Source organism: Sunxiuqinia indica (assembly GCF_009847015.1).
GTDB classification, from domain to species: domain Bacteria; phylum Bacteroidota; class Bacteroidia; order Bacteroidales; family Prolixibacteraceae; genus Sunxiuqinia; species Sunxiuqinia indica.
In genome coordinates this window covers 220384-244327 of the sequence record NZ_WVEM01000008.1, presented here as the reverse complement: position 1 = coordinate 244327, position 23944 = coordinate 220384, and the positions used below count along the sequence as shown (strand labels likewise).

Below are 23944 nucleotides of genomic sequence, written 5' to 3'. Positions count from 1 at the left end.
CTCAAAATAAAAATTAGCTGTGCCAAACTTGTTAAACAAGCCTGGTAAAGGGGCATAAAGATATTATTCGCTATTGAATAAACGATCAGGTGAATGAAAATAATATATCCTGAATTTAATTGAAGTTCTATAGAATTCGACTCTATTCTTCTTCTGGATGATATTGATCTCCTACAACTATTCTATCACCAGAATCATCTACCTCAAATAAATGTGGAATCCTTACGGTACGGCCTTTTACATTTGCATGACTGTGAACTGACATCAACAGTTTTCCCTCCAAAGTCCTAAATAACATACCATGTCCAAAGTTGGGAGGAGTAATAGGCTCTACGTGTTGAACCCACGGGCCATCTAATGTTCCACTTTCAGAATATGCTACTCCTTGTGTATAATCACTCAACGCCCAGCTTGTCCAGATCATTCCCAACTTACCTGTTTGCGTTTTAAATAAATAAGGACCATCGGTTACTTTGTTTGGAACGATTCGTCCATTAGGTTGCTTATCCTTACTCCAAGGAGATTCTGAAGCAAAAAACATGATTTCCCGTTGACCGATGGAACCACTTAAATCAGGTTTTAACTCAATTTTTTCCATGGTACCGTTCCAGTTATGCAGCCATTCTTCGCAATAAATCATGTAGGGTTTTCCATCGGGATCCACCCAAAAGGTACCATCTAAAGTAGGGATATCGTCAGGTAAGTAAGTTTCATCTTCCATTGGTACATAAGGACCTTCGGCTTTATCGCTCACCAGTACGTGACTGGCGCGACGGTTTATCGCATTTCCTTTTACATTGTCAATTACCATTTCCTGGTTGGTGAAAGTTGCAAAGTAATAATACTTGTCTTTGTACTGATGCAACTCGGCAGCCCATATCATTGGCCTTGGACCCATCCACGAATCCGGGTCGGTTTTGGCAACCACATAGGGGCCAGTCCATTTGGCCAGATCTTTACTTTTCCAGAGTAAACCACCGGTTCCTGTCATGTAGTAGGTTGAGGTGGCTTTATCGGCCAGAATTGCGGGATCGCTCAGACGGATCGAATCTAAAGGGATATTTTCTCTTACTTCCGGTTTCCAGCCTTGCGCAAAGGTGGCCGAAAAACATAGAAGCATTACTAATGTTGTCAATGTGTTTTTCATCTGTTTAAAAATTTTTGTTTTCTGAATGTTCAAAAATTTTGAAGACATTCAGGAACTCACATAAATTTTAATCATTCTTGAGAGTGATGTTAGAATGAAAAAAAATCATGTTCGTTTGATCTATTTAGAATTTAAGTTCATAATCATAATGATCAGCCAGTTTTATGGCCTCTTCTTTTGTTAGCTGAATTACCGCTCCATGTTTGGGAGAGGTAAAATTGGTGGTTTTCATTACTCCTTCATTGAAGCGCCCCAAATTAGTATATGTTTTAAAGTCAGTGGTTTCAACAAATCCAAAATTGTGGGGCTGAATACTGAAAATGTCATACATTAAAACATATTTATCACTATCAATACGTTTCCAAACATTTGGCGCTTCACAGGCACCGGGTTCCTTATCAACCATTTCCGACTCGTATTTATAGCCTTTATTAATGTCATCGGAGAAAGCCACTTTTATTCCTCCGGGTTGCTCTTGTGCTACATACATCATGCAATAGCGTCCGTCGGGCATGTGCGTAATATCGGCATCTAATATCTGAACAGTTGTGTCGGGATATTCGTAAAGTGATTTTGGTTCTGTAATCAGTTTGGTAAAGTCTTCATTGGCATAGGAATAATACAATGAGGTCAATCCGTGTTTCATACGCATCGTAAAATATACCATCATCTTTCCTTCCGTTGGATCGTAAATGGTTTGTGGTGCCCAGGAGCATCCCATTTCTTCATATCCCTCAAATTCCTCTGCGAAAATAAAGTTGCTGTGTGTCCAATTGATAAGATCGCACGATTTCATCAGAACAAAACCACGGTTGTTTCCCCAATCGTATTCTTCCCGAGGCCTTTCCCAGGTGGTTTCTCTGTAACCCAGTTGTTTGGCAAATAAATGAAGGTCGGTCATCACCACATAAAAAGCGCCATCAGGCCCTCTTGATATATGCGGATCGCGAATTCCTTTTTGACTGGCAATAGTATCTCCTGCCATAATGGGCTGCCCATTGTTAATATCGGTAAATGTATAGCCATCGGTACTTAAAGCCATAAAAAGACTATGCGTTGGATCAGTAAAATAGATTAGCAGATAGGCTGCCATTTCTTCTTCTTGAGACTTACCAGACTGCCTGCATGAAGCTGAGGCAAATAATACAAAAATGGCCAATAAAAGCCTGCTGATGTTCTGTAGTACTGTGTGCATATTTTTTAAGCTTGTTGTTTATTCATCAACTTTATCAACCCCTTTGGTAGTCATTAAAATGGGTTTGTACATCCCGTTTTCATCGAACTCTAACTTATCAATGCAGATGCTGCGGCTGTAGCTACCGCCTTTGGTTTGCATTCCGCCGTTGTGGTAAATAAAGTACCAGTTGCCTTTGTATTCAATAATCGATTGATGATTGGTGTTGCTGTTCCCGGCAATTTCGTTGATAATGCCTTTGTAGGTGTAAGGGCCATCAATTTTGTCACTCACTGCGAAGGCAATTCGTTCGGGAAAGCCAATGGCAAAAGTTAAAAAGTAAACATCGTCTTTTTTGTGTACCCAGGGAGCTTCAGTAAACGGGAAATCCATTTCCCCATCTATTTCAATGGTTTTTACGCCATAATCCATATCGTACGAGGTCATGTCTTCATTTAGCTTAACAGCCCAACATGCGCCATTGCCCCAAAATAACCAGGCTTGGCCATCGTCGTCGATAAAAGCAGCCGGATCGATTGTACGCCAGCTATGCTTTTTCCCCGGACTGTTTTCGTTGGTTAGCAAAGGTTTTCCCAATACATCTTTGTATGGCCCCTGTGGACGGTCGGCAACGGCAACCCCAATCCCCGATGTATTGGTGCTTACATACCAGTAAAATTTATTGTTTCGTTCAATAACATGGCCTGCGTAGGCAAATTCACCACGGTTCCACTCAAAGTCTTTGGCATACAATGGAATGTCGTATTCAATAAAGTTCTTCATATCGGTGGTGGCAAAGCAGCACCAGTTTTTAATGTTGTAGAACTTCAGTCCACCTTCGGCATCTTCACCGGTAAAAATAAACAAGGTGTCGTTGTGCACAATCGCTGCCGGATCGCAAGTGTATTTGTGCGTAACTACCGGGTTCCCGGTTGCTTCCCACTGGTGAATAATGTTTTGTTGAGAATAACCATTTAAAACACAGCTTATGAGGACTAGTGTCGCTGATATTGCTTTTAAAAACGAATTCATATCTATAAATTTTGCGAGTCTTTAGTGTTCTGAAGAATTTCGGTTTCTACAATTCTTAATTGACCTTCTGTATTTGCATTGGGTGGTAGTCTGTATCCATCCAGTTCTTTTTGGCCGCTCAACTCAATTACATTCTGAAAGGCATCTTCTTCGGTGCCGGCACCTGTTAACTGAATGGTCACTTTTTCACCAACAGTTGGTTCAATTGGAATTAAAATGTAGCCCAGGCTGCGTTTTGTTTCACCCGACCATACTTTTTTACCATCAATAAGAATATCAATTGGGTAGGAGACCCTTCTCCAGTTGGTCATTTTAAGTGAAATTGCATCAATACGAGATGTTTTTTCCAGCTCGTAAGTTATCCATCCTGTTGATAATTTCCCATCGTTCGTCCACTCGCTCATTTCGTTATCATCGAAGCTCATTATCGCTTTTTCCTTATTGGATCCGGCGTTCGCTGAAAGAATAGGAATGGTGCGACGCGTAGGAGCATATGACGGAGTTAATGGCGTTGCTCCTTTTTCAAGGTTTGAAGGAAGTCCTTCAGCAACCAACTCGGTCCGTAATCCATTCACAACCTCAACAAGAGTTGTTTCGAACTGAACGCTGGCACTTTTTAAGTCATCCGCTGAAGCTTTCACAGTTATTTTTCCATCTTTATTTGTTGAGCGGATAAGGATGCGATTTACACCACATTCAACAGGAAGTGTAGTTGAACCCACATAATTGTCGGGTCCTTGTGCAATTCCGCCAAGCCAGGTTGCTTCCCCTTTTAAATTGAATGAAATTTCATTCAACGCTGTCGGACAACGCTGACCATCTTTGTCAACGACTTCAACCTGTACCATGGCTAAATCGGCACCATCGGCTTTAAAACCAGCAGGTGACTTCATTTTAGTGAGTTTAAGAGCATAAGGTTCTCCTGCCGTTTTGATCACATCTTCCGAAACAACTTCGTTTGCTTCATTGTAAGAAACCGCTTTTATTTCTCCGGCTTCCCAGGCAATATCTTCAAAAGTATTCAAAAAGCGATAAGTATTTTTACCAAACCCTTTTGATTTTCCATTAACGAAAAGCTCTACTTTATTTCCACCTGAAACCACATAAATTGGCTTTACAGTTCCGGGCTCATAATTCCAATGCCCCATGATGTGCGTGAGCTGTTTTTCTAAATCGACCCAGCCAGCCCACATTACCTGGTGTGCAAAGAAATTGTCTTTTGGAATACGCATGGGGTCAGTTTCACCACTTCGGCGGTAGTTCTCGGCTCCTCTATGATGTGTGTTGGTATCAGAGAAGATAATGTTGGCACCTCCGCTGCTTACACGCGTGCCTGTTCCTGGTCGCTGTTCCCAGTAATCGTACCAACGAACAATATTTTCAATGGCGTGTGAATCCTGATTGCGATTATATTCAAAAGCTTTTGCGACTTGACTGCTATCCATATTGTGACCTCCATTACCACCATCACCATTTTTATGGTATGGAGGTGAAAATTCATCCCAATATTTTCGGAGGCCCTCATCGCGTGAATACTCTGTGGCAAATAAAGGTTGATCCGCGCTTTTGTTAATGTAAAGCATTTCACCGCCATACTCGGCAACCTTACTGTCAAGCATTTCGCGGCTACCAATAGCTCTACCACCATTTGAATCATAGGTGTCACGGATCTTCTTTAAATCCTGCATGTGCGCTTCGCTAATATTTTCGTTGCCGCCCTCGTAAAACAAAATACTTGGATTATTGCGGTTATAAATGATGGCGTCGCGCATTACTTCGCAGCGTTGTTCCCAACGTCGGCCTGTCACATCTCGTTCCGAATCTCCAGCAGGCATCACCTGGATTAAACCAACACGATCGCACGATTCTACATCTTGTTTCCAAGGCGTAATGTGCATCCAACGTACAAAATTACCGTTCGACTCAATCATTAGCTTATTGCTGTAATCACTTAACCATGCAGGTACTGACATTCCCACACCAGGCCATTCGTTACTTGTACGTTGGGCGTACCCTTTCATCATTAGAACCCGATCGTTCAGGTAAATCATACCGTCTTTAAATTCGGTTTTACGAAATCCGGTACGAATTGGAACTTCATCAGTAACTTTTCCATCAACCACGACTTTTGACGTAACAGTGTATAAATAACCATAGCCCCAACTCCAGAATTCCAGATTGGATAACTTTTCGGAGGCTGATAGTTCAATCTGTCCATTGGGCGAAATCATTCGAGGTGTTCCTTCAAAATGCGCCACTTGTTTGCCTTCCGAGTCTTGAACGGTAATGTCAAGATTGGCGACAACTGCAGCGGAGGTTTCGTTTTTTACTTCAGATTCAACATTGATTATAGCTGTTTTTTCAGGAACATTAATACGACTTGGATAAACGTATGTTCCTACTGTTCCGAGGGTTGAATAAAGTGGAAGTGTTTGATAGACCGACCCGGTTGTATGCAAGTATACGTTTTTGGGAAGACCACCATAGTTGGCATTGAAGTTTTTATCGTTCCACTGATAACGTTGATTGTAAAAACGTTCCCGATAGTCCCAACTGTTATCGGTACGAACAGCAATCACGTTTTCTTTAGGATAGGGATTTAATAGATGAGAAACATCTAGTCCAACCGCCATAATGCCATTTTCGTGTAAGCCAACGAGGGTTCCGTTTACATAAAATTCACCTGCATGACGTACGCCTTCGAATTCGAGAAAAACTTTGTCGATGCCTTTGTTTTCAGGTAAAATAAATGTCTTTCGGTACCAGGCAATGCCTGTTGACAGATCGACAATATCCTTTTTAAAGGCTTCGTCTTGATTCCAAGCATACGGAAGTGTAATTTCTTTCCACTTGGAATCATCAAAACCTGGTTTTTCTGCTCCGTTTATATCCCCTACGTACAATTTCCAATCGGGATTGAAATTATAGCGTGTGCGTTGTGCATTTGAATTCAGGTGATAGCTTAAACAAATTACAACAATAAGTAATGCTTTAAAAATACCGGTATTTGAACTCATTTTAGATTCGTTATGCCTATTTAATATGTTCTTAGATCGTATTTATATTTCAGAATACTTAATTGTATAAATTACAAATCGTTGCAATAATTATTTGTTCTTTAACAAAGCAATATCATCGACCAAGCAGAAAGCTCCGGCTTTTCCATCAGCAAGAAATCCAATTTCAACTTCGTTACCTTTCACCTTAATTCCATCGAGTGTAATGGTTATCCAGTTTTCATTTTCTTCGTCAACACTTACTTTGAAATGCTTTTTTCCTGATTTTGCATACATTTCAAGCTTGTTGAAGTCGCCACTGTTCTTAATTTTTGCAGTAAGGGTATAAGTTGCGTTTGGAAATTCTACATAGGGTGATGAAGAAATAACTTGGTGTACTTGACGTGTAAAGTCAACCTGGTCGCTCATATTCAAACTTCTTTCGCCGATTACTACCTTGCGTTCTTCTTCGGTATTTGCGTGATTAAGTTTTGGCGAATTAGGCTCAAGTGAAATTTCGGTACCTTTAATGATCGTGGTTTCCCAACCTCTTAATCGGGTTTGTTCCGGTTTTTTCGGACTTGGCATTTCTTTTCTGTCAGCTTCGAAGCTGGCGTTGATTGCCCAGTTGTTATCTTCAGCTACTTCCCATTCACCGGTTTCGGCATCGAGATTCCACGAGTTAAGTGAATTAAAATAAGGTACATCACCTTCGAATGATAGTGGACACCATTGGTTGTATCCCAATCCGTTTCCGGCAAAATCGGCCCAACGGTCGCCACAGAAAATAACAGTTTCTTCTTTGCTACCACGAACCGTTACAAAAAATCCGGTTTGTGAAATGTGGGCATAGTCGTCTTCTACTCCTGGAATTACCTGCATGTCGTTGGTTGGAAGATAAGGCCCCATAATGTCGTCGGCTACCAGGTAGTAAGCCAATGAACCATCCCATCCGTACAACTGAGAAGCAGCAATGTAATACTTGCCTTTGTATTTAAACATACAGTTTCCTTCGCGACCTGATCCTTTAAAAACCTGTTTGTAGTCTAATAATGTTAACGAGTCGTTTTTCATTCCTATCTCAGAAATGTAAATTCTGTTTCGCCCTCTTCCGTAACTATAAACTAAATACGATTTTTCTGTATCGGGATCGGTGAAAACGGTTTGGTCTCCGGTGTTTGGAGTACCAATCCAACTTGTCATGTCTTTTCGGTGTTGTTTTTTGAAAGGACCGAGAGGAGAATCGGCAACTGCAAAAAGAACGCTTGAGTTGTATTGAATAGCCAATACGTATTGATCAGCTTCTTTCACGTAAGCCACTCCCATTCGGCCTAACCATCCCCAAGCTCTTTGAGAGTCGGCAAAGACTTCTTCTTTTGTTAAAACATGACCTTCGGGTTCCCAGTTAACTAAATCGGTAGAAGAGTAACAGGTTACGCCTTCAAAGTTGTTTCGCGGTTGCGTAACCGAAGGATCTTCGCGATACATTTCGGCTTGTTTATAGTGTACGCCGTACCAAAAGTATTTGATTTCTCCGGTTTCGGGATGTGGAAATTGGAAGATACCGCCACCTTGGCTGTAAATAGGTTCCCCATTTTTGGTGTCCCAAAAAGTGTCGTTTTTAATGTTTTGTGACTGAGACAATGCTGGTTTTGATGCATTCAATGCAATTAGACAGCTAAACAGAAAAAATTTAAGGATCGTAGTTCTAGTAATGATTTTCATAAGTAGCGTATTATATAGTTTTGACTGATAAACAATTTGCTAGGTGTCTTTATATCTAGACACTAAGTTTGAGGTAAGGTTTAATTGTTGGCGTAGGAAGATTTTTTTTGAGCGCAATGCACTGCTGTATTCTACTCTGTTGAAATCGCAATCGTAGCTGTTTTTAATCCAGCAGAGCTGGCCTCAATGCCAATTTTTCCAGGCTTGTTCGCAATTGATTTTACTATAAGCATCGCCTTTCCGTAAAAAAGTCTTCTATAGTTGGCCAAATACGGCTCCAGCGATTGAGGATTTCCGTTTCCTACGGCTACAATTTCTCCTGCACCAGTCACTTCAAAGTCAATTTTATTTTCGGCTAAAGGACAAAGGTTTCCATCTTTGTCGTAAGCTTCTACCATAACGAAACTTAAATCTTCGCCATCAGCATTAATGACATTGCGATCGGGAGTTAGTTTAATGGAATAAGTTTCGTTGGCGGTGTTGATTACTTTTTCTCCAATTACTTTTCCTTCTTTGTAAGCCACTGCTTTCAATTCGCCCGGCTCGTAAGCTACATCCATCCACATCAAACGGTAACGTTCTTTTGAAACTCGCGATTGTGGTTTCTTCGCTTGTTTTCCTAATGATTTTCCGTTTAGGAATAACTCAGCTTCGTCGCCGTTGGTGTATACAAAAACCGGAATGGTATCGCCTTCATGTCCTTCCCAATTCCAGTGCGGAAGAATATGAACCATATCGTGATCGGGGCGCCAGTAGCTTTGGTAAAGATAAAAACGGTCTTTTGGCATACCGCACAAATCAACAATTCCAAAATAAGAACTGCGTGCTGAATTAATTGGTGTTGGTTCTCCCAAATAATCGAAACCTGTCCAAACAAATTCTCCGGCGATATAACTGTCGTCTTCCTGCCACAAAAAGTCATCATCTAAAACTTCGGCCCACCAGGGAGCTTCAACGTCGTATGAGCTAACTTGTGTTCTAGGGGCTGTGTTTCTATCGCGAACAAAATAAGCATTGTCGGCTGTAACATCTCTTCTTCGTTGTACTGTTTCCTTCTTCGCATCTGCCGATTTAGGGATATTGCCATGATAATCGCTCGTGCTTCGTTGTGTTATTGGTTCAAAGAAATTTTTAGGAATGTTTATATCGTAATATCCACGTGTACTAACGGTTGAAGCCGATTCGCTAATGATTACACTTTTATCAGGTGCCATCGTGCGAGCTGGCAACCAACGCTGACTGTAGTTGTAGGCATGGATGTCGTAATAATCGAAATGGCGCCAGTGGGCATTTTGATTTTGATCGCAAACCATGGTTACCGGTCGGGTAATGTCATATTTTTTTACAAAACCAACCATTGCAGCCAAACGTTGCAATCCATAATTGGCATTGCCCTGAATATCTCCCATTTCGTTTCCAACACTCCAGATAATCACCGACGGACTGTTACGGTCGCGCATTACGAAGTTTTTAATGGTTCGTTCTCCGAATTCATAAAAATCAGTTTCGCGAGTAATATCAGCTTTGTTGTCGTATTTGTCAAAGGCCTCGTTGAAAAGTAGCAGTCCCATTTCATCACATAATTCAACCAATTCGGGAGCACAAACATTATGACTGTTGCGAATGGCGTTACAACCCATTTCTTTCATAATTTCGAGTTTACGCTCCATCGATCGCTTATTGAAAGCTGCTCCAAGCGGACCATGATCGTGATGGAGGTTTACCCCTTTTATTTGTACATGTTTGCCATTTAGAAAAAATCCGTCGTTGGCTGTAAATTCAAATGATCTGAAACCAAATGGAGTTTTATCAGAGTTTACAATCTCACCATCGATTAATACATCAGTTCTGAGTGTATACAAAGTCGGATTCTCAAGATCCCACAGGCTTGGGCGTGTGATGGTCATCCATGAATCGAATTCGCGCGATCCATTGGAAGAAACGGTTCTTTCCTGAGTTTTGAAATGTTCAATTTCGTTTCCTTCAGGACTGATAACTGTTGTGATTACGGTAACCTTTTTATCTTCAGTATCAAGGTTTTTAATATTGGTTAGTACGCGCATTTCGGCGTAAGCCTCTTTAACAACTGGTGTTGTGATATAGCTTCCCCAAATTTCTTTATGCACCTTGTTATATACCATCATTTCCACCTTGCGGTACATGCCTGCCCCCGGATACCAGCGGCTTCCGTGATTTCGAGTATCCACATAAACAGCAATGGTATTTTCTTCTCCGAAATTTACGAAATCGGAAATATTAAGATAAAAAGTACTGTAGCCGTAGTCCCATTCTCCTGCTAATTTTCCATTCACATAAATTTTAGGAGACGACATGATACCGTCGAACTTTACATAAACAACTTTTCCCGCATCTGCGGCATCTACCTCAAAGGTTTTACGATACCAACCTTCGCCTTTCCATGGTAATTTTCCGGTTCCTCCGTTGCCATTAGGATCGAAAGGACCTGCTATTGCCCAGTCGTGTGGAATTTTAACACTTTCCCACGATGAGTCGTCAAAACTTACCGAGTTTGCATTTTCCGGATTCCCTTTAGTGAATTTCCAGTCACCATTAAAATTTATCCAATCTGCGGCAAAAGCATTATTTGAACTAATGCTTACCAAAAAAGAGATTAATAATATAATGCAATGTTTATTTTTCATATGATATATATAACAATAAATATTTAAAAGGAAATAAAAGTTTTGTATTCATTGACTACATCGATGCTTCGAATCTCCAAACATTCGCCGTTGGTAAATTCCGGTTTTTTGGTAAAATCAATCAATGCCTCCTGATCGCTATGTAAGGGATGAAAAATCAGTACCATCTCTTTTCCTATCATCTCTGGTATAAAGCTTTTCATGCCAATCTCCCATTTCTTTTCATGATAGAAGTGATCTGTAACCAAAAGTCCATCTATAAAAGCCATTCCTCTATCTCCAATATAATCAACTTCAATGAAAACATCATTTAGCTGCTCCAAATCACCGGTAGTGACAACTGAGTATTTTCGTTCAGCTACTTTTTCAACCTTTATCGGCGAGCCTTTTTCCTCAAATTGAATATCAAAGGAAGAACTCCCTTCAAAAAGCGGTTTTGTTCCTTCAACAGAGGCTAATGAAACACGAGGAGTCTCATTAATAGCCGGATAAATATGTATGGAGGATGTGGTTGATTGTGTAATTAAACTAATCTGGTTTCCATCGTTCAAAATCAAACCATCGGATATAATAAGGTGATTGTCTACAATGGATGTATTCAACGCCATCTCTCGTGGAATGATAAGGAACTGGTCAGTTCCATGAATAAAAGAAAAGACCTCCTTATTGTTCCCTTGCACAAGAGTATGTTTGCCATTTTTTTGAATATTAGCACCTTTAACTTCTGTCAACTCAGGTGCACCATTCAACAATAACTCAGGGTTGATTCCATCCACTGAGAAAAAAACATAACAATCGCCCTCATCCGCATGTAAGGTAGTTAGAGGCTGGACTGTAGCCGATTTAATCTCTGTTTCTCCCAACGTTAAATTAAATGGCAGAATAACCGATGCTGACTTCTTTAAATCGAATGTGCCGGAGTGGGGAAAGCGGATTGTCTCATTACCTGTTTCCACAGCTACACTTACATCACTTATATCATTAATATCAACATCATCCTGAAAGTTGATCATAAAGAGAAAACCTTCATTACCTTGTGACCTTACAGCATAGCGCAAAGTACTTGTATTTTCAGGCTTAATAGCACTATTCCCCTTAGGTAAAATGGTCTTCATAGGTGCTAGTTTCTCTGAATATTCATTTAAAAACATATGAAGTGTCTTTAAGCTTTTGTGATGTGGACGGATTTGCCCGAACTGCCCAATGGGAGCCTGAAAATCGTAATTGATTTTAGATATCCCATTTACTTCTTCATTGTAAAACTTCCCATCAAAAACGGGAGTTGATCCTCCGTGGTACATATAATAGCCAATTCCATTAGATCCACTGCCGATAATACGAACCATGAGTGGCAAAACACTTGCAGGATCAACTACCGGTCTGCGGCTATACTTAACCTGAATACCCGGTCCTATTTCAGCCGGGATAGACGGGTACAACTCTGGATCATAGCTTACCGGCATATAATCAGGAAATTTGTGAATATCCTTGAACAGATAGAATGGAGATGGGCTGGGGGGAGCCCAGAATGGATAAGCATATCCAGCCGTAACCGGAATACATCCTTTTTCAACGATGGCTGCATTTCCCCAACCAGTTGCTGTATAAAGAGGAACGTCCATGCCGCTCTTGATAGCAATGTCCTTAAGCTTTGACATATGGTCTTTTCCCATTTCAGCATACGGATTATGCCCATCAGTTTCTGAAATTTGTTCATGAGTGACACCGGTATTGATATCTGCAACTGTATATTCTTTAGGGGCACCTGTATAGGTGATTTCCCAGGGTGCAGCTGAATGCTGAAACTCGTTTTCTAATTGCACCCCTACAATTGGACCTCCATCCTTAAATAGCAGACCTTTGCATTGTTGGCCAATTTCGCCATACAACCTCTCTACATAAGTCAGGTATTCCTTGTCGTTTGACCTCACCTCAAAGGTTCGACCATACAACCAATCAGGAAGGCCGCCATTGCGCATTTCTCCATGACAAAAAGGCCCCATTCGCACAATTAGAAATATATTATTTTTCTCACATAACTCAGCAAAGTGTCGAAGGTTCAGGTTACCAGTCCAATCGAAAATACCTTCCTTTCGCTCATGAATATTCCAAAAGACATAGGTTGCGATAACATTAATACCCCCTGCTTTCATCTTTTTTATAGATTCCTCCCAGTATTGAGCAGGATATCTTGAATAATGGAATTCTCCAATAACAGGGATAAAAGGCTGATCGTTATAGTTAATGAAATAACTATTAACACTGATTGAATCTCCATTAGGATTTATGCCACCCAGGTCTAAATGTCCATTAATAACTTTCTTATTGGGCACGTCTGCAATATTAATCTTGTAGAGTTTCTGCCCTATAATTGTTGTAACATTAATGAATATTAGAAACACAAGGTAGATTATCTTTCTCATTCTGCTTCAATTTTTATTGCAGCAGTCTTCAATCCTTCTGCGGTAGCAGTCACTTTAATTTCTCCAGATTTCTTAGCTTGTACAATTGCAAGGCATAAACCGTTAAAAGCTTTTTTCTCCTTTCCCTTAGGCGATGATAAATCACGCATGTTGCCGTTTTCAACACCAATAATTTTGGCACCTTCTACTTCAAACTGAACCAGGTTATCGGCTGTGGGAACGAAATTACCAGCTGCATCCAGTATTTCAACAGTAACATGAGCAACATCTGAAGGATCTGCTTTGACTTCGGTTTGGTCAACTGACAAGCGTATTTGGGCAGGTTGGCCAGCTGTAACTAAGCGATAAGTATATTCTTTTCCATCTTTTTTGCCTTTCGCTATCAATTCACCGGGTTCGTATGGTACGTCCCACGCTAAGTGCAGATCGCCGGTTGAAGTGTACACTTTTCCTTCCTCGGGCTGATTCCATCTTTCGGTATTGCCTTTGCGCGGAAATTCATGGTATTTTTCACCGTAAGATTTACCGTTCAAAAACAGCTCAACTGTATCGCAGTTGGTGTAACAAATAACAGGTAGAATTTGTCCTTCACGATCTTCAGGCAGGTTCCAGTGAGGAAGAAGGTGTAAGGTTGGTTCTTCTGTCCAGATACTTTTAAAGAAATAGTAGCCATCTTTCTTGAATCCACAATTATCGAGATACCCCGAAGAAGCACCACGTGAAGGCCAACGCCACGATTCGCCATAGTAATCAATGCCTGTCCACATAAAGTCGCCGATTACATAGTCGTACAAAAGGGTGAATTTCCATCGTTGCTCAACATCGATAAGACGTCCATGGGCATAATCAGCCTGAATTTTTTCCGGGTTTCTGCCAAGATTATAGGCTCCGCGAACGCCACCCATACCGCCTGATTCAGTCGCAACAACCCTTCGGTTGGGATATTTTTGCTTATCCAGATGATAATTTAACTCTCTCCGGTCGTGCCACCGATCGGGGTAATTGTAACCTACTATTTCGTTTTCGTATTCGGCCAGGTATGCTTCCGAAGCAGGATTGTCATCGGCTGCAATTCGGTCGTTTCCGGCAGTCACCAAACGAGTTGGATCGACTTCTTTACAAATATTAATCATTTTACGGGCGAGAGCAGGTCCTTCTTCCGACGACTGATCAGGTACTTCGTTTCCGATGCTCCACATCACCACCGACGGATGGTTTCTGTCGCGATAAACCATGGCTTTCAAGTCCTTCTCATACCAATCCTTGAAATAAAGCTTATAAGTGTAATCACGCTTTCCGTGTATCCATTCATCAAAAGCTTCATCCATCACCAGGAAGCCCATTTTGTCGCACAGGTCGTAAAATTCGGGGGCCATGGGATTGTGTGCCGTACGTATGGCATTGCAACCACCTTCTTTCAATATCTCCAGGCGGCGCTCCCAAACCCTTTTGGGAACCGCTGCCCCAACAGGTCCACCATCGTGGTGGAGGTTAACACCTTTCATCTTTACTTGTTTGCCATTGAGAAAGAAACCATTATCAACATGGTATTCAATGGTGCGAATTCCCAGGTTATTGAACACACAGTCGGTTTCTTTACCATCAACCAGGATAACTGATTTGAGAGTATACAAATTAGGTGATTCGACCGACCATAAATCTGGATTGGTTATTTGAATTTCCTGTACCGCCGAAATTGTGCTTTTTGCATTTACGGGAACAGATGTAAGTGCAAAAGCAACTTCATTTTCTTCATCGTCCAAAACGGAATGCCTGATAGCTGCATCTTTAATTGCGTACTGATTATCATTGATTAGCGTTGCTTCAAGGTGCAGTACGGCACTTTCGTTTGCGATTGATTTCGTATAATAAAACACGCCCCATTTTTTGAAATGCAGTTTTTCGGTTTCAACCAGGCGTACATGCCTGTAAATCCCGGATCCGGTATACCAGCGTGAATTGGGCTGTTGTGAATTATCCACCCGCACTGCAATCACATTGTCTTTCTTTTTGAGTAACCCGGAAAGGTCGTACGAGAAACTGGAATATCCATAAGGGCGTTTGCCCAAGTAGGTGCCATTAATCCACACTTCGCTATTCATAAGAACACCATCAAATTCTACAGAATATTTTTTGTCGGTCTCAAATTCCGGAAGGTCGAATGTTTTGCGGTACCAGCCTACTCCTGTTGGGAAGAAACCTATATTTCCACCTCCTGGGGCATCCTGTTCATTTTCCAACCCAATACTCCAGTCATGCGGAACATCTAATGTACGCCAACCGTCATCATTAAAAGCTACGTTTGATGCTTTGGGAAAATCTCCCAGTGAAAATTTCCAACCGGCATCGAAATTGGAAACGACACGACTTTTACTTTCTTGTGCAAAATTTACAATGCTTAATGACAGCAGAATAATTGTTAGAATATTTCTCATAACCCCGGAGTTTAGTTCGTAGTATAATTTTCGTGTAATTCAGGATAGATATCCATGTATTCATTGGTTGACCCGTCGCGGTTAAAAAGACCGCCCCAACGGGAAGAGGTGGGCTCCCAGATAAACGTTCCCAGCCCCATTCCATTGGGGATGTTGTGTACAATGTCGTTGACCTCTTTTCGATTGTGATGATATTCAACAACAAAAATTGGTTTGTCGTAACGTACAACAAGATCGTTGAGGTTGGCTTCCAAATCTTCGAGTGTTCCGTGATATTCAGGGTAATAAGACTGTCCGATTACATCAAATTTTACATCGCGGCTAATGATTTTGTCGAAGAAGGCAACGGACTCCGGGTTCTGTCCGCCACAGGCAATGTGCACCATAATGGTTATGCTTGAATCTGCCGCACGTACGCCTGCACTCGCGCATCGCAACAGCACACAGAAGCTTTCCATTTCTTCATCCGAATCAACTTTTTCTTTGCCTTCCGGTAGTTTTCCCTCAGGCCAAACCATTCCGTTGTTAATTTCGTTTCCAACCTGAACCATATCAGGCCGTACACCTTCATCAATAAAACGCTTGATTGTTTCGTTGGTGTAGCTGTATATTTGTCCTTCCAAGGCTGAGCCATGAATGTCTTTCCACGCCGAAGGTTTAAATTGTTTGCCCGGGTCGGCCCAGGTATCGCTGTAGTGGAAGTCAAGCAGAAACTTCATGCCGGCAGCTTTTACCCGTTTCGCCATTTCGAGTGTTTTTTCCAGACCGCAGTAGCCTCCACCACCTCTGGAATAGCCATTTTCAGCATCCGGATCAACAAATAAGCGTAATCTTATCCAGTTAAATTTGTGATCGCTTAAGATTTCCAATACATCTTTTTCTTCGCCATTGTCAGAATATTTTGCTCCTCTGTCTTCCGATTGAGGAACAAAGGATATGTCGGCGCCAATGACCGGCTTTTCAATTTCAATTGACCGTACAAACGGTGGCTCAACAACGGGCTGCGTTTCAGGATTAGAGTATTGCGCATAAAGATTATTGTAAATACCGAAAATCTCTTCATTCGCTTGTCCTTCGCGATTAAAAAGTACGCGGGTAGGTTCCCAGGCCATTGTTCCGTATCCGAGGTTATTGGGCACCGAACGTACGATGTCGTTAATAATTTTAATATTTTCGGCGCTGGCACCATATTCAGCAACACAAACCGGTTTGTTATATCTGGCTGACAAATCGTACAGGTTTGTTTTCAGGTCGTTGTAAGTTTCGTGCCAGCGTTCGTAATACGACAAGCCGATAATATCGAACTCTGCATCGTATTTAATCATTTTATCGAGGAATTCGCGGCACAGTATGTTTTCTCCGCCAAGTGCCAGGTGAATCATTAATTTGGCATCGGGCAGTACTTCGCGACATGCTTTTTCGCCGGCATTGTAAAGTCCCATCAACGCTGCCCAGTTTTCTTCGGTAGCATTGTCGAGCACTTTGCCATCGGGCCAAACCATGCCATGGCTGATTTCGTTTCCAATTTGAATAATATCAGGTGCAGCACCAGCCTCTTTAAACGTGTTCAAAGCCATTTTTGTGTATTCATACAAGGTGTTTTCCAGCTCTTCACCGGTTTGTCCTTCCCATGCAGATGGTTTGAATTGCTTATCGGGATCAGCCCATGTGTCGCTGTAGTGAAAATCCAGGGTAAAGTCCATGTCCGCATCTTTAGCTCTCTTAGCCATTTTTACCGTTTCTTCCAAGCCACAGAACCCATCACCTGAATAGCCGCGCTCTGCCTCAGGATTGACAAAGAGACGCAACCTGATGTTGTTAAAATGGTGATCTGACATGATTCGACAAATATCTTTTTCTTCTCCGGTAACGTCTTTGTAGTGTGCGCCTCTGGATTCACTTTGAGGGACAAATGAGATGTCAGCACCGATAACAAAAGGTCGTACTTTCTGCCTCTGGCAACTAATAGCTATCGACACGATTAATAGAAATCCAAGACAAAAAATGTGTGATTTACAGGTAGGTTTCGTTTCTTTCATAAAGCTTGATCAATAAAGTTTCTCAATTTGAGTCAAAATTATCCATTGGAGAGGACACCAGAAGTACATTTTGGACAAATACAGAAAGAAAATGGAATTAGTATGACACTTGTATTTTCATAGGATCAAATTTGAATTCATTCGAAAACAGCGTGTGTCCTTCTCAGTATAATAGAAAATGCAACACATTTTTTAGTCTGTTTTGTAGACTCCGGATATAGAGAAGAATGCCAAATATTTCCACCTGAAAACGTAAATGTCAAGTTAGCTCTTTCTAAAAAGCCTACATAAGCTCTATAAATTGGCGTGGGGTTTTTCCAAATTCAGCATTGAAACATTTGGCAAAGTACGAATGATTGGAAAATCCTACTTTATACATGACTTCGGCAACGGTGAAATTTTTGTTTGTCAAAAGCATTGCTGCCTTTTTCATCTTGATCGATTTTATATAGTCGATAGCCGTTAAGCCAGTCAGGTTTTTGATCTTTCTATATAACTGCTTTTGTGATATATCCGCTTTTTCGCATAAAAAGCTCACGTTTAAATCCGGGTCGGCAATATGCTTTTCGATGATGTCGGTGATAAAAGCGAGGAATTTTTCGTCCGCTGACTCAACTTTTTCCATCGTTGGGGTAGAAATCTTTTCTACCCGTATTCTCTTCCGTAAACTTTTTTGGGTTTCAAGTAATTGTTTTACGCGAGAATACAAGATGTTGGAATCAAAAGGTTTTGCAATAAAAGCGTCCACCTTCAAATTAATACTTTTAAGTTCAGTTTCCTTATCATCTTTAGCTGTTAGCAGAATAACGGGAATCGTTGATGTGAACGTGTTTATTTTTAGTCTCTGGCACATCTCCAAGCCGTCCATGACTGGCATCATTATATCTGAAATAATAAGATCAGGTTTCAGGTCTGTACAAATCTTTAATCCGGTTTTTCCATTAGAAGCAATAATGCAACGAAACTCCGGGACGAAAATATTATAGATAAAATTCGCAATGGCAGCGTTGTCTTCTACAATAACAATAAGGGATTTATCTGTTGATTCTCTGTTGCTATTTATTTTTGTCGTTGATTGTTCAACAGAAGCATTCATTATTGCCGGCAACTTCACAATGAACGAGGTTCCTTCTTCCTTGTTTGAAGTTGCATTTACCGTTCCCCCGTGAAGTTCTGCAAAATTCTTAACGAGAGATAAGCCAACTCCGGTTCCCTCTTTTCCTGCGTTTGTATTCGATTGAAAAAATCGCTGAAAAATGAAAGGCAAGTCTTTTTCGGGGATTCCTATTCCGGTATCCGAGACTTTTATTTCTATGCTGCTATGTATTGCGTTGAATTCGAGAGATAATATAATACTGTCTCCTCCATTTGTGTATTTGCAGGCATTAGACAGCAGGTTGTTTATTATCGATTCCATTTTTAATATATCAATGTCAATAAAAATCTCATCTACATTAGAATCAAATATAAATTCAACTTGCTTGCCTTTCATATTTTCTTTGTAAGTCGTAAAAATGCTTTTGGTAAATTCTACCATTTCAACTCTGGACAATACAAGGCCCATTGGAATTTTACTATTATCCCGGTAGTAATCAATAGCTTGCTGAACAAGGGAGTTTAACTTGATCGCATTTTGATGGATCATCTTAAGAGCATCTTTTTCTTTGCTATTTTTTGTTTCGTAGATGAGGCCACTCAGAGGAGCAATAATCAGACTTAGCGGAGTTTTAAACTCATGCGCAATGTTGGTAAAAAAGTCAATTTTTAACTTCGCCTGCTCAAGTGTTTTTTTCTTCTCAATTTGCGCGAATTTTAATTTATGCTTTTGATTGAAAAAAGCGATTCCCCAAATAATAAGTCCCATCAATAGTACAATATAACCAATCTGGGCTGTGTTTGTGAGATACCACGGAGGATGTATAACAATCAAAAATGGTTTAAAAGTCCGAATCGGAGCGTTTGGTGATTCTTTTAAGGCAACGGTTAGGTTGTAGTGTCCTGGTGATAATCTATTTAAATGGATTGTCCTTTCATTTGTTTTTAAAGCCGTCCAGTTCTCATCGTCTTCCAATTTAAAAATGTATTTACCGCTCTTGTTCTTTTTTGAATATTGGAGGTCCGAAAACCGAATAATAAGGTTGTTTTTATGATACGGTAGTTCCAATTTATTTGAGTAACGAACTGCTAACTCATTGCTGTTGGATAGATATTCTTCATTGTTCACAGTGATAGAAGAGATAACGATATTTCGAATTTCATCTTTTGTTTTGTAAATGGCTGGAGAGCACTTGGCAATCTCGTCATGGGCTCCGAAAAGAATCTCCTCTGATTGCTTGTCGTAGTACATATCTAAGAATAACTTATCTGTCATCGGGATATGATGTATCGCAAATCCTTGCTTATCAATGATCCAAAGTCCCTCTGTAGACGAAGCCCAAATACGGTTTTCCACCTCCAGTATTGACAGTATCGATGCATTATTCGCATCCTCAAAATTAATGGTTTGAGCTTCCTGACTTATCGGATCAATTTTTACAATTCCGTTTCTGAAGCCCACCCAAATAGACCCATCGGAGTCGTTGATCATATAATCCGGTGTGCTTCCATTCGTATAATCCAATATGGGGTATTTCGCAACTATTCCGGTTGAACTATTTATGACGTCTATTCCAGCGCTTGTGTTTAATGCCCAAATATTTCCGGATTTGTCGGATATGATTTGGTCTATGTTGTTGCTTGATAGTCCGTTATTTGTAGAGTAGTGGGCGTTGGCTATATTTAAGTTCGGACTAGTAAAAAGTCGACTTTTGCTAATTTTAAAAATTCCTCCGTTGAAACTCGATATCCACAAATTCCCGGCACTGTCTTCCAACATATCGTAAGCCCAATTGGCGTTATAGGAACGATCTTCGCTACGGATGAAATGAGTCGTGAACTTCTCGTGCTCATAATCATATCTGCTAATCCCATAATCAGTGGCAACCCATAAGTTGTGTCCCGAGTCTTCAAATATGTCCCTGATGTGGCTGTGAGAAATATAAGATTCTCTTTTGCCCATATTATACCAAAGCACACTGTCATCAACAGTTGTGTAATTGCGGGTGCGAATTATCCCATTATCTCCCCCAAGCCAATAATAACCCTTTGAGTCCAGAAATATGGAATGAAATTGATTTCCTTGTCCAGTTCCACTGATTTGAAAAATTGGAAAGAATTCGAATTTGAGGTGACGTGGTGCCATTGAAATACCAAAATCCGTTCCTAACCAGATATTATCTGAATGATCTCTAAAAACATCCCATATAATATTGCTTGCAAGCGAATTTGATTCTCGGGAGTCATGTACAAAATGTTTCGTTTCTTTTTCATTAAAGATAAAGAGGCCATTGTCGGTACCCAGAACCAGGTTGTTGTCAGAATCAAGTTCCATTGATTTAACCACGGGAAAACCGGAGAAGCTTTCAAATGTATTTGTTGACGGATAATACTTTGTGAGCTTGGAGCCTTCTCCGATCCAAATGCAATCGCGGCTTTCGTCTTTCAGTAATGAGTTGATCAGACGTCCGCAACGGTCAGAACGATCGCCTTCAAGTTTTTCAAACTGGTAACTGTCTAGCGAAATTCTACTCAAACACCCATAAGCTTCTGCGTAAAGATAGCCTTCGTCTTCGAGAAGGGAGTGTATGATGCCGGCGTTTGCGTCAACTAAAATGGGAAACAACTTTTTTTGATGAAAATTGTATCGGTAGAGTCCGTCAGCGCATCCTAACCAAAGATCTTTGTCGGAGATAACCATCGCTCTGATATCCTTCGTAGATTCAAGTTCGAAAGGTTCATAGGTGTCATATTTATAATTGTAATTTAGAATTCCAGCTTCTGTTCCTAACAATAGAAGGTCATCTTTGTAAAACAAACCACAATTAATGACCCGATCTTCCGTGCTTCCCGGAGTAAAATGGGGAAACGATTCGTAACCATCATAACTGTACAGTCCTCGATTGGTACCAATCCACATTAGTCCCTGTTTGTCTTGAAGGAGAACGCGGATAGAGTTCGCCTCAAGTCTAAGCAATGAATTGTTGAAGGACTGATATGTCATATCCTGCCCGAAAAAAATAGTAGACGTTAATAAACATATCAGGATTAAAATCAATTTGTTAGTCATTTTTTTATGCTGCTAATAAAAAGTGCAATTGAGAAATTATTTACGACTGTCATCGGAGTTAAATTTATATAAAAAGAACGCAATCGAAAAAAGACCCGCAATCGTACGATTCGAATTTCCATCGAGAAACGATGCTGCAAGAGCCACTCTCATGAAATCCAATTTTCAATCGAACAAAGGCGAAAGTATTTAATTATAAGGCGATAAAGGAAGGCTTTTTTATCGTCGTTTTAGCATTTAATATCTCTTCTCAATCCGAAAAGAACAAGAACGAAACTTTTAGCTCTTTAGTCTAATTTGTATTCAAAATCGTCCAATCTGTGTTTGTTCTATAGCACGGTATGTGTGGTCGGTTCTAGAACTTTTATTCTAATTTTGAAACTCAATATGAAAGCAGACATAAATAGTAGGTTAAAAGTTGGGGATGCTGACGCTTTTGAAGATATCTTTAAGCTAACCCACCCACGTTTACTCAGTTATTGTCGGTTATTTGTTCCTGATTTATCCCTAAGCGATGATTTAGTTCAGGAGTGCTTTATGAGCTTGTGGGAAAAAAGAAAGACAATCAAACCAAACCAGTCGGTAGAGAGTTTGCTTTTTGTAATGCTACGCCATCGATGTCTAAATTATCTGCGAGACAATAAATTTTTATATTCTGAAACCGAAATCCAGAACGTAAAGGAAGTTGACTTACAACATTTGTTTGAACTCGACTTTACAGGAATCGAACGAAAATCAATCGAAGAAGAATTAATAGATGCTATAACAGTCGAAATTGAGAAACTTCCCGAAAAGAGAAAAGAGGTTTTTGTGAAATCGAAGATTGAGGGCCTTAAAAACAAAGAGGTCGCGGAGCAACTGGGAATTTCGATAAAAACCGTTGAAAAACACCTTAAGCAGGCGAAGGAGCAAATTCGGCGAGAAATATTGGACAAATATCCCATGATGGCATTCTTAATTGCAGTAATTCTTAAATAATTTTTTCTGAAAAAGGAAGTATTAAGGTAGGGTATTTATAGAATACTGTGTACTCCTCATGTAAAACATTCATGTAAAGACATAACTGTGAAGACGCTTATCAAAAAATACTTATCTGGAAAAAGTGCCGATGAAGAACACCGTGATTTACTTGGTTGGATGAGAGAGGGACGGCATCTGGAGAAGTTTCAGGATGTTAAGAAAGAGTGGGAATCTGAGATGTTATCGGAAGATATGCCTGGTCAGTCGAAAGATGCCTGGAATATCATGCAGAAAGTAATTCTGGAAGATACTCAGCGTGAGTTGAGAAAGTCTACTCGTTACCTGAAGGTTTTTCGGTATGCGGCAGTTTTAGTAGCCTTTTTCACTGTTGTCGGCATCAGTGCAAAAATGCTGGGACTTCAGTTTAACACCAGTCAACAGTATAGTATTATAAAAGCGGATGCGGGGCAGATTGCCAACGTCGTTTTACCCGATTCGTCTGAAGTGTGGCTGAATTCGGGTTCATACATTAAATACAGTAATGATTTTGCCTCTTCAAATAGAAATATTGAATTATATGGAGAAGCCTACTTTAGTGTTAAAAAAAATAAAAAACTCCCATTTCTTGTAACCGGTTCCTCAATACATGTAAAGGTTTTGGGTACAAAATTTAATGTTTCTGCCTATCCCGAAGACAACCTATTCAAAGTCACTCTGGAAGAAGGAAGCGTTAAAATGTATTCTGAAAAGTATGACGATATAGATAAAGAGATCAAGCCCGGAGAATTAGCTTCTTTTAATAAAGAAAATAAAACGTTTTTCATCAAAGATGTGAATGTTGATCTGCATACCTCATGGAAGGATGGAATACTCAATATTTATAACCTGTCGTTAGAAGAAGTTGCAGTTAAATTGGATAAACGATACAATCAGAAATTTGAGGTGGATGAAGATGTTAAAAAGCTCCAGTACACCTACACAATAAAAAATGAATCGCTCTTTGATATCTTGAAGTTAATGGAAACCATTACTCCAATAGAAGCGATTCAGGAAGGAGACGTCATTCGAATAAAAAAGAATAACTAACTGAAATAAAAACCGGAAAGTGTTGGTCGCACTTCCCGGCAATTTGAATCATTCATCTTGGTCGGATGAATAAATAGTATTAACAAATCAAACAAAATT

The 23944-nt window shown here is 40.3% G+C and carries 12 protein-coding genes; 2 read left to right on the top strand and 10 right to left on the bottom strand.

All coding sequences use genetic code 11. The features are described 5' to 3' along the window. Positions 1-142 precede the first annotated feature (142 nt). The 10 genes from GR929_RS13675 to GR929_RS13630 form a co-directional block, all read right to left on the bottom strand. Positions 143-1147, bottom strand: coding sequence for a glycoside hydrolase family 43 protein (locus GR929_RS13675; protein ID WP_159520697.1), 1005 nt, complete (start codon positions 1145-1147; stop codon positions 143-145). Positions 1148-1271: 124 nt separating this feature from the next. Next, positions 1272-2342 (bottom strand): glycoside hydrolase family 43 protein, encoded by a 1071-nt coding sequence (locus GR929_RS13670; RefSeq protein WP_159520695.1) that lies wholly within the window; start codon positions 2340-2342, stop codon positions 1272-1274. 18 nt (positions 2343-2360) lie between these two features. Beyond that, positions 2361-3353 (bottom strand): glycoside hydrolase family 43 protein, encoded by a 993-nt coding sequence (locus GR929_RS13665; RefSeq protein ID WP_159520693.1) that lies wholly within the window; start codon positions 3351-3353, stop codon positions 2361-2363. A gap of 2 nt (positions 3354-3355) precedes the next feature. Further along, positions 3356-6370, bottom strand: coding sequence for a glycoside hydrolase family 2 protein (locus tag GR929_RS13660; protein ID WP_159520691.1), 3015 nt, complete (start codon positions 6368-6370; stop codon positions 3356-3358). Between the two features lie 90 nt (positions 6371-6460). Beyond that, positions 6461-8074, bottom strand: a complete 1614-nt coding sequence (locus GR929_RS13655; protein ID WP_159520689.1) for a family 43 glycosylhydrolase — start codon at positions 8072-8074, stop codon at positions 6461-6463. A gap of 131 nt (positions 8075-8205) precedes the next feature. Further along, complete coding sequence (locus tag GR929_RS13650) at positions 8206-10737, bottom strand: glycoside hydrolase family 2 TIM barrel-domain containing protein (protein ID WP_159520687.1); 2532 nt, start codon at positions 10735-10737, stop codon at positions 8206-8208. A gap of 23 nt (positions 10738-10760) precedes the next feature. Beyond that, positions 10761-13160, bottom strand: a complete 2400-nt coding sequence (locus tag GR929_RS13645; RefSeq protein ID WP_159520685.1) for a beta-galactosidase — start codon at positions 13158-13160, stop codon at positions 10761-10763. Next, the gene (locus GR929_RS13640) at positions 13157-15595 is read right to left on the bottom strand and encodes a glycoside hydrolase family 2 TIM barrel-domain containing protein (RefSeq protein ID WP_159520683.1); all 2439 of its coding nucleotides are present in this window, start codon (positions 15593-15595) and stop codon (positions 13157-13159) included. Before GR929_RS13640 ends, GR929_RS13645 begins: the two co-directional genes overlap by 4 nt. A gap of 11 nt (positions 15596-15606) precedes the next feature. Then, positions 15607-17634 (bottom strand): glycoside hydrolase family 53 protein, encoded by a 2028-nt coding sequence (locus GR929_RS13635; protein ID WP_159520681.1) that lies wholly within the window; start codon positions 17632-17634, stop codon positions 15607-15609. Positions 17635-17917: 283 nt separating this feature from the next. After that, positions 17918-21799 (bottom strand): hybrid sensor histidine kinase/response regulator transcription factor, encoded by a 3882-nt coding sequence (locus tag GR929_RS13630; protein WP_159520680.1) that lies wholly within the window; start codon positions 21797-21799, stop codon positions 17918-17920. A 387-nt stretch (positions 21800-22186) separates the two neighbouring features. On the opposite strand from GR929_RS13630, the gene GR929_RS13625 reads away from it, so the two are divergent. After that, positions 22187-22777, top strand: coding sequence for an RNA polymerase sigma-70 factor (locus tag GR929_RS13625; protein WP_159520679.1), 591 nt, complete (start codon positions 22187-22189; stop codon positions 22775-22777). A gap of 87 nt (positions 22778-22864) precedes the next feature. After that, positions 22865-23845: a FecR family protein gene (locus tag GR929_RS13620; RefSeq protein WP_159520678.1), complete on the top strand. Its 981-nt coding sequence runs from the start codon at positions 22865-22867 to the stop codon at positions 23843-23845. Positions 23846-23944 lie beyond the last annotated feature (99 nt).